Source organism: Blautia sp. AM47-4 (assembly GCF_003479865.1).
Classification (GTDB): Bacteria; Bacillota; Clostridia; order Lachnospirales; family Lachnospiraceae; genus Fusicatenibacter; species Fusicatenibacter saccharivorans.
This window is the reverse complement of the sequence record NZ_QUHY01000001.1, coordinates 1-13826: the sequence shown is the minus strand read 5'-3', so window position 1 is coordinate 13826 and position 13826 is coordinate 1. Positions and strand designations below refer to the sequence as shown.

At 48.8% G+C, this 13826-nt stretch carries 13 protein-coding genes and 1 pseudogene; 1 reads left to right on the top strand and 13 read right to left on the bottom strand.

Annotated elements, in window-relative coordinates:
* Nucleotides 1-166 precede the first annotated feature (166 nt).
* Complete coding sequence (locus DW965_RS00075; protein ID WP_243036222.1) at nt 167-1480, top strand: radical SAM/SPASM domain-containing protein; 1314 nt, start codon at nt 167-169, stop codon at nt 1478-1480.
* On the opposite strand, the gene DW965_RS00070 is transcribed toward DW965_RS00075, so the two are convergent.
* From DW965_RS00070 to DW965_RS00005, 13 genes and pseudogenes are all read right to left on the bottom strand, one after another.
* Nucleotides 1379-1984: a type IV toxin-antitoxin system AbiEi family antitoxin domain-containing protein gene (locus DW965_RS00070; protein ID WP_117804661.1), complete on the bottom strand. Its 606-nt coding sequence runs from the start codon at nt 1982-1984 to the stop codon at nt 1379-1381. The genes DW965_RS00075 and DW965_RS00070 overlap by 102 nt on opposite strands.
* Before the next feature lie 278 nt (nt 1985-2262).
* Nucleotides 2263-3221: pseudogene (locus DW965_RS19475) on the bottom strand (pyridoxal phosphate-dependent aminotransferase).
* A gap of 245 nt (nt 3222-3466) precedes the next feature.
* Nucleotides 3467-5131, bottom strand: coding sequence for a peptide ABC transporter substrate-binding protein (locus DW965_RS00055; protein WP_119197858.1), 1665 nt, complete (start codon nt 5129-5131; stop codon nt 3467-3469).
* Nucleotides 5132-5222: 91 nt separating this feature from the next.
* A complete protein-coding gene (locus DW965_RS00050; protein WP_119197857.1) occupies nt 5223-6248 on the bottom strand; it encodes an ABC transporter ATP-binding protein in 1026 nt (341 codons plus the stop codon).
* A complete protein-coding gene (locus DW965_RS00045) occupies nt 6241-7284 on the bottom strand; it encodes an ABC transporter ATP-binding protein (RefSeq protein WP_119197856.1) in 1044 nt (347 codons plus the stop codon). Before DW965_RS00045 ends, DW965_RS00050 begins: the two co-directional genes overlap by 8 nt.
* Nucleotides 7285-7289: 5 nt before the next feature.
* Complete coding sequence (locus DW965_RS00040) at nt 7290-8195, bottom strand: ABC transporter permease (RefSeq protein ID WP_119197855.1); 906 nt, start codon at nt 8193-8195, stop codon at nt 7290-7292.
* Between the two features lie 12 nt (nt 8196-8207).
* The gene (locus tag DW965_RS00035) at nt 8208-9122 is read right to left on the bottom strand and encodes an ABC transporter permease (protein ID WP_118601248.1); all 915 of its coding nucleotides are present in this window, start codon (nt 9120-9122) and stop codon (nt 8208-8210) included.
* Nucleotides 9123-9218: 96 nt separating this feature from the next.
* Nucleotides 9219-9557, bottom strand: a complete 339-nt coding sequence (locus DW965_RS00030) for a P-II family nitrogen regulator (RefSeq protein WP_022462439.1) — start codon at nt 9555-9557, stop codon at nt 9219-9221.
* A 42-nt stretch (nt 9558-9599) separates the two neighbouring features.
* Nucleotides 9600-10814: an ammonium transporter gene (locus DW965_RS00025; RefSeq protein WP_119197854.1), complete on the bottom strand. Its 1215-nt coding sequence runs from the start codon at nt 10812-10814 to the stop codon at nt 9600-9602.
* Nucleotides 10815-10901: 87 nt separating this feature from the next.
* Nucleotides 10902-11240, bottom strand: coding sequence for a P-II family nitrogen regulator (locus DW965_RS00020; protein WP_119197920.1), 339 nt, complete (start codon nt 11238-11240; stop codon nt 10902-10904).
* Between the two features lie 237 nt (nt 11241-11477).
* Nucleotides 11478-12485 (bottom strand): NAD(P)-dependent oxidoreductase, encoded by a 1008-nt coding sequence (locus tag DW965_RS00015; protein ID WP_117761475.1) that lies wholly within the window; start codon nt 12483-12485, stop codon nt 11478-11480.
* 612 nt (nt 12486-13097) lie between these two features.
* Entirely contained in the window at nt 13098-13367 is a 270-nt protein-coding gene (locus DW965_RS00010; protein ID WP_055221876.1) for a hypothetical protein, read from the bottom strand.
* Between the two features lie 16 nt (nt 13368-13383).
* Nucleotides 13384-13632, bottom strand: a complete 249-nt coding sequence (locus DW965_RS00005) for a hypothetical protein (RefSeq protein WP_147341985.1) — start codon at nt 13630-13632, stop codon at nt 13384-13386.
* Between the last annotated feature and the right edge of the window lie 194 nt (nt 13633-13826).

Sequence of the window (13826 nt, the reverse complement as noted above, 5' to 3'; positions counted from 1 at the left end):
GCTTATACCACTCCTGATACAAGCAAATCCCACCCCACTGCTTATTGCTTCACGCAATAGAAGCAGGGGACTTGTCTGATTCGGTTCATCTCTGGTCCTCCGGAGCGTGTCGGAAATGCTTTTTCAGACACGCTCTGGACCGGTTTTGTTTTTCGGAGGAATTTTTATGAACTATATGGACGACGCTTCGACCTTTGAGCGTTCCCTTCTCCAGAAAGCCCGCCAGAAGCACATTCCCGTTACTGGCGCGCTTGAGCTTCTGCCGCTTTGCAATATGAACTGCGACATGTGCTATGTCCGGCTGTCCCGTTCGGAAATGGAACGGCAGGGACGGCTTCGCACGGTGGAGGAATGGGTTCGCCTTGCAGAGCAGATGCAGAAGGCCGGTACTGTTTTTCTTCTTCTGACCGGCGGGGAGCCGCTGCTCTTTCCGGATTTTAAAACGCTGTATCGCAGGCTTCGAAACCTGGGCATGATTCTTACCATCAATACAAACGGAACTCTGCTGGACGAAGCCTGGGCTGATTTTTTTGCCACATACCCGCCGCGCCGCATCAACATCACACTCTACGGTGCCGATGCCGCTTCCTACGACCGTCTGTGCCATTTTCCACAGGGCTTCGATCAGACTCTTCGCGCAGTCCGGCTGCTCCGCGCACGAAACGTGGATGTGAAAATCAGCTGCTCTGTGACCAAAAAGAATCCGCAGGATTTTTCCAGGATTTTTGCCCTCGGACAAGAGCTCGGTGTCCCTGTCCACGCCGATCACTATATGATGCCCGCCGTCCGGGAACGCTCCCTCCCCTTCGATGCGCAGGTACGCCTGCACCCAGGGGACGCTGCCGCACTGGCCTTTCAGGCACTGAAGCTGCAGCTGGATGCCGATATTTTCCGGCAATATGTCCGGGAATCCGTCCGTCGTGTCAACGACCCGGCTTTCCCGCGGGGGGACGGTCACATTTCCTGTCTTGCCGGGAACTGCTCCTTCTTTATCAACTGGCAGGGCCGGCTTTTCCCCTGTGTCATGCTTTCAGAGCTGTCGGCACCGGTCTTTGATCTCGGCTTTTTGGCAGCCTGGGAAACGGTTTCCGCAAAAGCCCGGAATCTTTCGCTTAGCACAAAATGCCGGCAATGCCGTTTCCGGCCAATCTGCCGTACCTGTGCAGCTGCTTCCTTTTTAGAGACCGGTTCGTATCAGGCGCGCCCGATTATCTCTGCCGCTATGCCGAACATTATTATGATCTGCTGCTCGCCGAGCTCGCTTCCTTTTCTTCCGATCCGTCATAAGTTGTATCTGAGCAAAAAAACAAAAACTCCCGCCGGAATCCATTTGGTGGTTTTCCGGCGGGAGCCTCTTTGCGGTTTCGTATCCTTTTTCTTATTCCCGGTACTCTTCCTCAATATTTTTTACAGCGCGAAGCTTGTTTGCATAGGCAAGGATCTCTTCCTTCGGATAATTCTGTTTCCGACACCAGGTTAAAATTTCTTCTTTTACCTCTTCCGGCATTTTGTTGTTCAGACGGAGACAGTCGCAGAAGGTTCTTTTCGGCGCATAATAGCGGTAGGATCCGAACTCTGTTTCTTTCTCACAGATCTCGCCCGGAAGACCGGCATTCTGAAAATAAAAACGTCTGATTTCAAAATTTTCCAGCTCCATCTTCTTCCGGTCTGTGCGGGATGTGGCAACCGCAATGGTTTCCGGCTCCTTCTCCAGCATTCCGGCAAGCCATGCAGCGCTGTCCATGCAGATCACCGCGCGCGGGTTTACCTTTGCAATTTCTATATATTGATAGTCTTTTGGCTTTTCATAGCCACACTCTTTGCACCAATACCATCCGCGTGCAAAACGTTCAAGACTTCCTTCCTCTTCCATTTCTGCAAGCTGCAGTACGGTCACCTGATGATCGCGGAGGTCTGAAAAGCTCATATAGCCATGATGTTGTTTAAATAAAGTCGTAATCTTCTGGTATGTTTTAAAAAGCATATCTTTTTTCCCCTTTCAGGATGTGTAACATCGTTTTTCATCTATAGGCGTTTGCACATATAATATTCCAATTTTCATCGAATGGCAAGCCTTAATTTCCTAAAGATTGTTTTTTCTCTGTATTTTTGTCATTCCTGCAAAAGAAGAGAGAAGAGACCGGATTTTTCACTATGAAAACCCGTTCTCTTCTCTCTTTTTTAGGTACTGTTTCTTTCTCTGTACGGTCTCTGTAACCATTCAGAGTCTCTCTTCATACCATGCCGCATCCGGCCGGCTTTTTATTCCTTTGCCGTTTCCAGAATCTCTTTCAGGTACTGAAGAAACAGCTGACATTCTTCCATCGTTCCCACGCTCACACGGCTCATCTCAAAAGCGCCGATACGGATGCCCTTTTCCATCAGCTGTTCCTGAATCCAGGCAGGATCTTTTCCGGTATCGAAGTAGATGAAATTCGACTGGGACGGATAAACCCTGCAGCCAAGCGCTGCCATCTCTTTTTCCAGATATTCTCTTCCCTCCACGATTTTGGCTTTCTGCTCCTGATAATATTCCTGGTCTGCCAGGCCTGCCACTGCCGCTTTCTGGGCACAGACATTCAGGTTCCAGGAAGCGGAACATTTCCGCATGATTCCAATCAGCTCTTCGGATCCCAGCGCATAGCCGACACGAAGGCCTGCCATCGCATAATATTTGGAAAAGGTGCGGAGAACCAGAATCGGTTTTTCCGGATGCGCTTTCATATAATCAACCATACTGCAGCAGTCCGGCTCGGTAGCAAACTCCATGTATGCCTCATCCATCACCAGCAGCACGTCCTCCGGAAGGGTATCTGCGAATGCCTCCAGCTCCCCGATCGCACATACGTTCCGGTCGGGTTATTCGGATTGCAGATCACCACAATTTTTGTTTTTTCACCGATTTTTTCTTTCATGGCAGGCAGATTAAATTTCTGCTCCTCGGTTACCGGTACGGAAACCGGCACACCGCCGTTTAAGTATGCCATATCGGCAAATGCCCCGTAGGTCGGAGCGGAAAACAGAACCTCATCTCCCTCGTCCAGAAAGGTCAGTCCGATCATATCGATCATCGCACTCGATCCGGCGCCGGTCAGTACATTTTCTGCTTTTAATCCGTACTGCTCCGCCACCTTCTGTTTCAGCAGTACTGCTGCAAAATCAGGATAAAAATGGCTTCCCGCCATAGAGTCCTCCAGTGCCGCCACTGCCTTCGGTGACATTCCGTAATTGTTTTCGTTTAATCCCATATGGATCAGTTTTGAGGTATCCTTCGCAAATGCTTTCTGGCGTTTGCTCGGCGGCATACTCTGTAATGCGTGGCTGATGATTTTATTTACTTCCATATTCATTTCCTCCTGTTTTCACGGCTTCTATTGTTTTTTTTCCGGAAAATTACCGTTTTACGGCTCCCCTCGAAACAGCTGCTAAGCCATCTGCGGAGCCTTCCCGTTTTCCGATTTTTTGCTTAAGACTCAGAAGAGCTGTCTCCCAATACCAGATATTTGGTACGGATCATGTTTCTGGACGGGTCAATCTCAAAGTTTGTGATATCGGTGCTTACCAGATAAATATTGGAAGAATTCAGTACCGGTACGCCGAAGCAGTAGTCGTTTATCAGTACGCTCTCAGCCTGGTGCAGCAGCTCAAATCTGGCGGTCGGATCGCTTTCCTCATTCGACTGTGCCATCAGTTCGTCATACTCCGGGCAGTTGGTCTTGTTATCGTTGTAGCTGTCGTTGGAGCGGTACATGGAAAGGAAGGTGAACGGATCAGTAAAGTCTGCAGTCCATCTCATGCGGGCAAGCTGGAAATCACCGGATCTTCTCTCTGCTACCTGTACCTGCTGCTCTTCTGCCTGAAGCTCCACCTCGATGCCAAGGTTTGTTTTCCACTGTGCCTGCAGGGCCTGTGCCATATCACTGTCAAGCTGGAGGCTCGGGTATTTGTAGGTGATGGCCGGGAAGCCTTCTCCATCCGGGTAACCGGCCTCTGCCAGAAGCTCTTTTGCTTTGTCCGGATCAAAGCCGATCGGATCTTCCTCTACTTCCTCTGCCCAGTCCTTGCCGCTTGCGGAGGATTTCAGATGTTTTGCTACGAAGAAATCACTTGCCTCATAAGAGGAACCGCACGCGGAAGCTACCTCATCGCGGTTGACTGCCATAGAGAACGCCTGGCGGACGCGGACATCGTCAAAAGGTGCTTCATTTACATTGAACAGTACATAATAACTAGTCTGAGATGGAGAAGTAATCAGCTCATCGCTGTCTTTATACTCGTCCATAACGGTATAATCTGCTGAGATAAAGTTCAGCTCACCGGATTTATACGCATTGATGATGGACTGTGTATCGTCCATAACCATTTTTTTGATCGTATCGGTTTTGATCCGGTCTGCCTGAACGTAATTTTCATTTTTCTTATAAACGCTGTACTGGTTCGGTACATACTCTGCGAGGTAGTACGGTCCGCAGCTTACCAGTGCATCCATGTCATTTCCCATTGCCCAGTCGCCGTTGGTCTCGGTCTGAAGCTCACGATGCGTCGGCATATAAACCGGAAGTACAAAGAGCTGTTCGAAGTAAGCGCACGGCTCCTTTAAGTTGAATACGATGGTCTTATCATCGCTGGTGTCTACGCCAAGTCCGCTCTCATCGCCGGTTCCGTTGTACATCTCCTCAGCTCCCGCAATCGGGTAAAGCATTGAGGAATAACCACTCTTGCAGTTCGGATCCAGTGCGCGGACAATGGTATTTTTGAAATCGGCACTTGTCACATCGTCTCCGTTGCTCCATTTTGCATCGCTGCGGAGGTGTACGATGTACTGTGTCATATCCTCATTGACATCAACGCTTTCTGCCAGAATGTAATCCCAGGAACCGTCCTCTTTCATTTCCATGATCGGGGCCATACACACATCATCGTAGGACCACCACCATAAACCGCTCTCTCCTGCACTGTCCAGACTTCCGGCCTCGGTATTCATTGTTGTCACAATCATATCGGAAGTACTGCCGCTTTTGCCTCCTCCGGAAGAGCTGCTGCTTCCTCCGCTGCTTCCGCATCCGGCAAGGGATCCTGCCAGAAGAACAGCCGCTGCCAGTGTCGCTGTTGTTTTCCATAATTTTCTCATAATGTTCTCCTCCTTTTGCTGCTGATGCTTGTTTGAAACACAGCTCCGGTCCCCGGAACCTCTGTTCCCGAACCTGCGCACCGGAATGGTTCTATTTTGCTCCGGCCAGCAGCGGTTCGATTGCCAGACCCTCCCTCTGTCTCAAATACCGCGGGGAATATAAGAAGCAAGCCACTTTCCTGCCCTCAATATCATACGTTGCCGGGCGGGCCTGGCTGCATTCTTCCATAGCGTAGGGGCACCTCGTGTGGAACGGGCATCCTTTCGGCGGATGGATCGGACTCGGGATTTCGCCTTCCAGCAGGATTCGTTTTCTGCTTCTTGCGGTCTTCGGATCCGGAATCGGCTCTGCGGAAAGCAGTGCCTTCGAATACGGGTGAAGCGGACGGCGGTAAACATCATTGGATTCTCCGATCTCTACCATGTGTCCCAGATACATGACACCGATCCGGTGGCTGATATGCTTTACCATGCCAAGATCGTGTGCGATAAAGAGATAGCTGATGCCCTCTTTTTTCTGAATATCCTCCAAAAGGTTGATGACCTGTGCCTGGATGGAAACATCGAGCGCCGAAATCGGTTCGTCGCAGACGATAAAGTCGGGTTCGAGTGCCAGCGTTCTCGCAATTCCGATTCGCTGTCTCTGGCCGCCGGAAAACTCATGCGGATATCTCCGGATGTGGTCCGGTTTTAATCCAACCGTTTCCAACAGCTCCTGCACGCGTTCTTTTCGCTTTTTTTCATCGTACATGTGATGGATTACCATCGGCTCCTCAATAATCTCACCGACAGTAAAACGGGGATTTAAGGATGCATACGGATCCTGGAAGATCATCTGCAGCTTCTGCCGGTAGGGAAGCATCTTTTTCCGGGAAAGCCTGGAGATATCTTCTCCCTCGAAAACGATTTCGCCCTTTGTCGGCTCATAGATCCGTAAAATCGTGCGGCCAAGTGTACTTTTTCCACAGCCGGATTCTCCGACCAATCCGAAGGTTTCCCCCTTTTTTACCTCGAAGGAAATACCATCTACGGCGATGACCTTCTGCGCTCCCTTCATTCCTCTGTTCACATCAAAGTATTTACACAGGTCTTTTACTTCCAGTACATTTTCACTCATTGGCAGCCGCCTCCTCCCCGGAAACTGTGATTTTTGTTTCATCCATACATTCCAGCCAGCATCTGCAGCAGTGCGTCTCGCTGTAGGTTGTCACCGGAGAGGCCTGTACCTCACAGATCTTCATAGTGTAAGGACAGCGGCTCATAAATGCGCAGCCCTTCGGAAGCTTTAAGAGGTCCGGCGGTGTTCCCGGAATCGGAACGAGCGGTTTATCGTTATCCTTTGCCGAATTGTTGATACTGTTCAGAAGACCTTTCGTGTACGGATGATGCGGTTCGTAGAAAATCTCATCGACGGTTCCCTCTTCTACGATCTGTCCGGCGTACATAATGGCAATCCGGTCGCACATAGAAGCGACAACGCCGAGGTCGTGGGTAATCATAATAACGGAGGTTCCTTTTTCCTTCGTCAGCTTTTTCAAAAGCTCCAGAATCTGTGCCTGTACGGTCACATCCAGTGCGGTTGTCGGCTCATCTGCGATAATCAGCTTCGGGTCACACGCCAGAGCCGTCGCAATGATGATTCTCTGCCTCATACCGCCGGAAAATTCGAACGGATACTGATCGAGCCGTTTTTCCGGACTTGGAATTCCAACCTGCCGCATCAGCTCAATGGCTTTCGCTTCCGCCTCTTTTTTGGAGCAATTCTGATGCTTTCGAATTCCCTCTGTCATCTGAATTCCGATTTTCAGGATCGGATTCAGAAATGTCATCGGATCCTGGAAAATCATGCCGATGCGGTTTCCGCGGATCTGCTGCATTTTCTTTTCATAAGCTCGTTTTTCTTTCCGGTCCTTTGTGTGCGGCGGAGAAATGTTTTCTCCGTCGAAAAGGATCTCTCCTTCTTCCACTCTGCCGTTCGATGCCAGAAGCCCCATCAGGGTCAGCATGCCGACACTTTTTCCGGAACCGGACTCGCCGACAATACCAAGCACCTCGCCCTTTTCCAGATGGTAGGAAACATCGCGGACTGCGCTGACGGTTCCCTGCTGCGTTTCAAATTTTGTTGTGAGATGGCTGATTTCGAGTAAACTCATACGCTTTACCCCCTGGTTTTCTTTGGATTAAAGGCATCGCCGATTCCCTCGCCGAGGAAGTTCAGGGAGAAAATGGTGATACAGATGCAGATGGTCGGCAAAAGCAGCTGTCCCGGGTGCATGGTGAGCACCTGTCGGGCATCCTGCGCCATGGAACCCCAGCTTGCCATCGGAGCGGAAATGCCGATTCCGATGAAGCTTAAGAAGGCTTCGGTGAAAATGGCGTTCGGAACAAGGAAAGTAATCTGTACGATGATCGGCCCGATGGCATTGATCAGCAGATGGCGGAACAGAATTCTCGCATCGCTTGCTCCGATGACGAGTGCTGCCATGGAAAATTCCTGCTCCTTTAAGGCGATCAGCTGGCCTCTTACCTGACGTGCCATGCCGATCCAGCCCGGAATGCAGATACCGATCAGAATGCTTCGTACATTCGATCCGAGAACCATCATGATCAGAATAACGTAGATCATAGATGGCATTGCGTAGATGATATCCACAATACGCATCACAAAGTTATCAAATTTTCCACCAATGTAGCCGCACAGTCCACCGATCACCACACCGAGTACGGTGTTGATGACGGCTGCTCCAAAACCAATCGCCAGGCTGATGCGGCCTCCGTAGTAGAGTCTTGTAAATACATCACGGCCGAATTTGTCGGTTCCGAAAATGTGCTGTGCCGAAAAGCCCGCGTACTGATTGGCTGCGTCCTGTGCATCGTATGCATAGGGGCTGATCATCGGTCCGAAAATGGAAACCACCGCCAGAAGGAGGATGACGACCAGTCCGAGAACTGCCATTGGATTTTTCTTAAATCTTCCCCATGCCGCTTTCCAGAAGCTTTTGCTCTCCACGGCAATAAACTCGCTGTTCTTTTTGGATGGATCAATCGGTGAAAACCAGTCCATAACAGTCACCTCCTAGTTTGTCAGTTTGATTCTCGGGTCAATGAGGGAACAAATGATATCCACCGCCAGGTTGGCAACGGTGATAATCACACCGATGAAAACACTGAAGCCAAGGACTACGGTATAATCACGGTTCGTGATCGCATTCGTAAATTCACGTCCGATTCCGGGAATGGAAAAAATAGATTCTACAACAAAGCTTCCTGTGATCAGAAATGCGATGGCCGGTCCGAAATAGGTGACAACCGGGATCAGTGCATTTTTAAGGACGTGACGCGCGGTGATGTACAGATTGCTAAGTCCCTTCGCTCTTGCCATCGTTACGTAATCCATCTGGATCGCCTCGGAATACGTACTCTTGGTCAGTCTGGCAATCGAAGCGATCTGTCCGAATGACTGTGCTGCCACCGGAAGAATGTAGTTGGCCGGAGAACCAAGACCGACGATCGGGAGTACCGGCCACCAGACACCGAAAACCATCATCAGCAGGATCGCTGTGACGAATCCCGGGATACTGACCCCCAGCGTCGCAATTCCAAGCAAGGTGTTTTTCACTGCCAGCCGCTTGCTCGTCGCCATCCAGATACCCATCAGAATACCGATGAAAGCGGATACCGCGATAGAGAGAAGTCCGATGCTTAGCGTGTACGGAAATCCTCTTGCGATCAGTGTATTAACAGAAACGTTCTTTTTATAGGAAATGCCGAGATCTCCGTGCATCAGATTTTCCATGTAAAGAATATACTGTTTCCACATGGGTTCATCCAGCCCGTAGGTCGATTCGAGCTGCTCAATGGCGCTCTGGGAAAGATTGTCTGCCTCGAACGGGCTGCCCGGCATAATCCGAATCAGGAAAAAGGTAATGGTGATCAGTGCCCAGATCGTCACCACTCCAATGAATAAACGTTTTATGATGTATCTTACCATGCAGCATTCCTCCCGTTCCGGCTTTTTTAACTCAGAAGAGGCAGCTGAACGATCTGTTCTGGCTGCCTCTTTGCACCTTTTTACTGTCTTTTGTTTTTATAATGCTTCCTCGCCGCGCTGGCCGGTACGAACCCGGATGACGTCTGCCACTTTCTCGACAAAAATCTTTCCGTCTCCGATATTTCCGGTACACAGCTTCTTTTCCAGGAAGCCTTTTAATACTTCAATTGTCTTATCGTCACCGACGGTCTCGAATTTGCATTTCATCAGTACATTCGGTCCGCTCATGGTTCCGCGGTACATCACCCGGTAACCCTTCTGGTTTCCATATCCGGTGATATCCGTTTCCATCACGCCGTACACGGCACACGATTCCATGATGTCGATGACATCCTCCCGGTTCGCGGGTTTGACAATAACTGTCAGCTTTTTCATATCCGCACCACCTTTTTATTGATCCTTTTTCATCGATTCTTTTTATTTGTCATTGTGGAAGTGGAAGTTTGCATAAGCGCTGCATCCGTGCTCGTGCATATCCAGTCCGTCGATCTCTTCCTTCTCGGTTACGCGAAGTCCGATGGTCTTTTTCAGGACGAAGAACAGAATGAACGCCAGGATCAGGGTATATGCCGCAACTGCTACAAAACCGATCAGCTGGGTGATAAAGCTGCATCCCTCGCCGAAAATACCGGTAAATAAGGTTCCGAGTGCTCCACAGACACCGTGTACACTGATTGCACCAACCGGGTCATCGATTTTTACGACTTTATCAAAGAATTCAACTGCGAATACAACAACGACACCTGCAACTGCTCCAATGAACAATGCCTCGTAGTCGTTCACTACATCACAGCTTGCTGTAATAGCTACCAGTCCGGCCAGTGCGCCGTTCATTGTCATACTGATATCCGGTTTTCCATAACGTACCCAGGTAACAATCAGGGTAACAAGTGTTGCTGCTGCTGCCGCAAGGTTTGTGGTCATGGCAATATCGCCAAGGTTGTAGGTTGCTGCTGTGGTCGATCCACAGTTAAATCCGAACCAGCAGAACCAGAGGATAAAGACACCAAGTGCTCCAAGCGGAAGGTTATGACCAGGAATAGCAACCGGTTTTCCCTCTTTTGTGTATTTTCCGATACGAGGTCCGACCATTTTTGCACCGGCAAGGGCACACAGACCGCCGACCATATGAACTGCCGTAGATCCTGCAAAATCATGGAACCCGATCTGGCTTAACCAGCCGCCGCCCCAGATCCAGTGTCCGGTGATCGGATAAATGAAAACGCTGATCGCTGCAGAGTAAATCAGATAAGAGATAAATTTGGTTCTCTCTGCCATAGCACCTGATACAATCGTGGCCGATGTTGCACAGAACACGGTCTGGAAAATCATGAATACGCCGATCGGCAGTCCGTTGAACATGCCATCTGCATCTGCCAGCGATTTCGGGTTAAAGAAACCTGCTGTTCCGATAAAAGCATTGCTTCCTCCGAACATCAGCGCAAATCCGATGATAAAGAAGAAAATAGAGCCGAGCACGAAATCCATCATATTCTTCATCAGAATGTTTCCGGAGTTTTTCGCTCTTGTAAATCCTGTCTCCACCATGGCAAATCCGGCCTGCATAAAGTACACCAGAAAGGCTCCGACCATGGTCCATACGATATTGAGTAATACCTGTGTGTTTTCCATAATAAGTTCCTCCTCATTCCCATCTTACCTGTTCCCGTCTGCAGATCTTCTGAAACGGTCATCTTGAAACGGTAGCTTTCAGATTTTTTAAAGTGCCTGTTCGCCGTGCTCACCTGTCCGGATCCGCACTGCATCTTCGACATCGTAAACGAAAATTTTTCCATCGCCGTAGTTTCCGGTTGACAGGTTTTTCACAACAAAATCAACGATTTTCGGAGCCTTGTCGTCCTCCACAACGGTCTCCACTTTAACTTTCGGAAGCATTTTGGCCACGATTTCCGCTCCACGGTACATCTGACGATATCCCTTCTGGTTTCCATATCCAAGGATATTTGTGATCATCATACCGTTTGCCTTCTGCTCCTCGAGGAGTAGCTCCAGGTTTTCGAGGCTCTCCGGACGAATTACAATTTCCAGCTTTTTCATGATTTTCCCTCCCTTTCCGAACCGGCTCCTGTACAGCTTCTGATTTTTCCGGCTGCGGATTTCTTTTTTATCCGCCTTCCCGGTTTTCTCTTCCATTCATTTACCGGCTCTGCTGCTTCTATATAGAAATCTGTTTTCTGACAGATTTTCTAACCTCTTCTTTCATGCCTGGACTGTTCCGCAGCTCTGCTGTTTTTACAGTCGTTTTTTTGCAGCTGTTTTCACAATCCGCTGTTTTTAATTAATCACACTCGTCGGCATTCCCTCCAGGTAAGACCGGAAGTTTTTCACCGCCAGATCTACTGCGCGGAGTCTTGCTGCCTTCGGCTGCCAGGCGATATGGGAAGTAATAAAGGTGTACGGCGACTGCATCAGCGGAATCTGATACTGCGGCGGCTCATTTGCGACAACATCGAGTCCTGCCATATAAACCTTTCTCGATTCCAGCGCCTCAAGAAGCGCCTCCTCATCGATGATGATTCCCCGTGCGGTGTTGATAATGATGACACCGTCCTTCATTTTGGCAAATGCTTCACGGTTCAGCAGGTTTTCTGTTTCCTTCGTATGCGGACAGTGAATGGAGATCACATCCGACCGTTCGAAAATTTCTTCCATGCTGACCTGCTCGATGCCGTCATACTGCGGCCCCGTCTTTTTGTGACGGCTGTTTGCGATGACCTTCATGTCAAAGCCGAAAACAAAAACAGCATTTCCGATGATGTTCAGCGCATTCATCACGATGGAAGTAACCATTGAAATATTTGAGTTTCCCATAACCCGGAAAAGCGCCGCCCCCGCATTGTAGATTCCAAGAAACGGAAACGAAAGCGATGTAATGAAGAAGTATTCCACCGCGTAGGCCATAACCTGCTCTTCCACCGATCCGTAGACTACCCGGAGAATCCAACGGTTTCCGAAAAAGGAAATGCCGCAGATAACAAGTGCAATCAGTCCGCAGATCATCACGAGCTGTTCGGCTGCGTGACACGCTGTTTTCTTATCCCCGCTTCCGAGGAACTGTGCTCCGACAACGGAACCGCCGCTTGCCATCGATGTGAAAATCACGATCAGCAGTACACAGATCGTATTGACAAGTGAGATTCCGGAAACAGCCGTTTCACCGGCCCCGGATACCATCACCATATCTGCCATACCGACGGTAACGGCCAGCACCTGTTCCACAATCAAGGGAACGATCAGCCGGACCAGACGCTTTCGGTCAAATAAGACGTTTGTGTTTTCCATCGGACTTTCTCCTTTCCGGTAAAATCAAAAGGCGACCTGGAAGTCTTCCTTCCAGATCGCCCCGTTGCGAACTCTTTACTGACGTTTCTCCTTTGGATTGAAAAACGCGGCACGAAGCTTTCCCTTCGTACCGCGCCTTCGCGAATCCATTACTTATATGGAGTTTATCTTGAAAAACAGACAGAGCGTTTTCCGGTTTTCTGAGAGTGTTTTTTGGGAGAAATAAAACCTTGGAGAAAGGGAGAAAATTACAAACGGAGCGATTCTATTCCCAGAACCGCTCCGTTGCGTTATCTTTACTCTATTCTTTTTCTCTGCTGTTTTTCAACATAGGCACATTCTAGCGGAATTCCCGCTTTTTGTCAATCCTTAAATTTTTCGATGATTTCCGGTCTTTTGCATCGGTTCTGTCAATTTTACACAATTTCACCGATATTTTTTCGGTTGTTTCTGAACATTTTTCTCATGAACCTTTGAAATTTCTTTGTTTTCTTTTAAAATCGCGGAAAAACTCCGGTAAAATTCTGTGAAAATTCAGAGCGAACGCCAGACTTGGCATTCATCAAATATCCGCTACCTGTCTGGAGCGTGTTTGAAAAAAGCTCTGTTATGTCAGATCCAGTCAAAATCTCCGCCGGTAATCGCAAGACTTAAGAGTGCATCCATCTTTTCCACTTCCTCTTCGCCCTCAATTTTTTGCAGCAGCACTGCGGTGTCCAGCACATCCTCCAAAGATTCGCCAGGTCCGATTTCATAATCCACCTCCGCCTCGCAGTCCGGGCATGGGATTTTTTCCATCGTCTGAAGGGATAAAAAGCGGTTGCCGCATTTCTTGCATTCATAATAACCACATGTTTTGGTTCCGTCTGGTACGTAATACATTTTTTCATACTCCTTTTTATTTTTCATACTTCTCAATGATACACTGATGTTCTTTTACCGCATCCGTGAACTCGCTGCGGATTTCTTCATTTGGAATGTACGCCATCTGTTCTCTTCGATCGTATGCCAGATAGCCTAAGTGAATCAGTGCAGTTAAAACGTCATCTTTATTTTTAAATGTCACCATATCATTCTGATACGATTTCGTTTTTACTTTCACTCGTTCCCCGGACATCATCGTAATAATGTCTGTTATAATATGCATCCAATTACGTATCGGATTCTACATCTTAATTCCGCAGTATTCCCATGTCACTGTATCGAGCAAGAGGAACTCCTCTGTTCCAATCGGCTTTCCATCTCTGTAAGTTGAAAACACATCCGTGCTAATCAGATTTCCCTCTTTCGTAATTGCATCCATAGGTGTATGACCTACAACCTGCAACAACTTACGTGGCT

Excerpts from the sequence above, each read along its gene's own strand:
- DW965_RS00075 (WP_243036222.1), top strand. The coding sequence starts at position 167 with ATGAACTATATGGACGACGCTTCGACCTTTGAGCGTTCCCTTCTCCAG.
- DW965_RS00070 (WP_117804661.1), bottom strand. The coding sequence starts at position 1,984 with ATGCTTTTTAAAACATACCAGAAGATTACGACTTTATTTAAACAACAT.
- DW965_RS00055 (WP_119197858.1), bottom strand. The coding sequence starts at position 5,131 with ATGAGAAAATTATGGAAAACAACAGCGACACTGGCAGCGGCTGTTCTT.
- DW965_RS00050 (WP_119197857.1), bottom strand. The coding sequence starts at position 6,248 with ATGAGTGAAAATGTACTGGAAGTAAAAGACCTGTGTAAATACTTTGAT.
- DW965_RS00045 (WP_119197856.1), bottom strand. The coding sequence starts at position 7,284 with ATGAGTTTACTCGAAATCAGCCATCTCACAACAAAATTTGAAACGCAG.
- DW965_RS00040 (WP_119197855.1), bottom strand. The coding sequence starts at position 8,195 with ATGGACTGGTTTTCACCGATTGATCCATCCAAAAAGAACAGCGAGTTT.
- DW965_RS00035 (WP_118601248.1), bottom strand. The coding sequence starts at position 9,122 with ATGGTAAGATACATCATAAAACGTTTATTCATTGGAGTGGTGACGATC.
- DW965_RS00030 (WP_022462439.1), bottom strand. The coding sequence starts at position 9,557 with ATGAAAAAGCTGACAGTTATTGTCAAACCCGCGAACCGGGAGGATGTC.
- DW965_RS00025 (WP_119197854.1), bottom strand. The coding sequence starts at position 10,814 with ATGGAAAACACACAGGTATTACTCAATATCGTATGGACCATGGTCGGA.
- DW965_RS00020 (WP_119197920.1), bottom strand. The coding sequence starts at position 11,240 with ATGAAAAAGCTGGAAATTGTAATTCGTCCGGAGAGCCTCGAAAACCTG.
- DW965_RS00015 (WP_117761475.1), bottom strand. The coding sequence starts at position 12,485 with ATGGAAAACACAAACGTCTTATTTGACCGAAAGCGTCTGGTCCGGCTG.
- DW965_RS00010 (WP_055221876.1), bottom strand. The coding sequence starts at position 13,367 with ATGTATTACGTACCAGACGGAACCAAAACATGTGGTTATTATGAATGC.
- DW965_RS00005 (WP_147341985.1), bottom strand. The coding sequence starts at position 13,632 with ATGCATATTATAACAGACATTATTACGATGATGTCCGGGGAACGAGTG.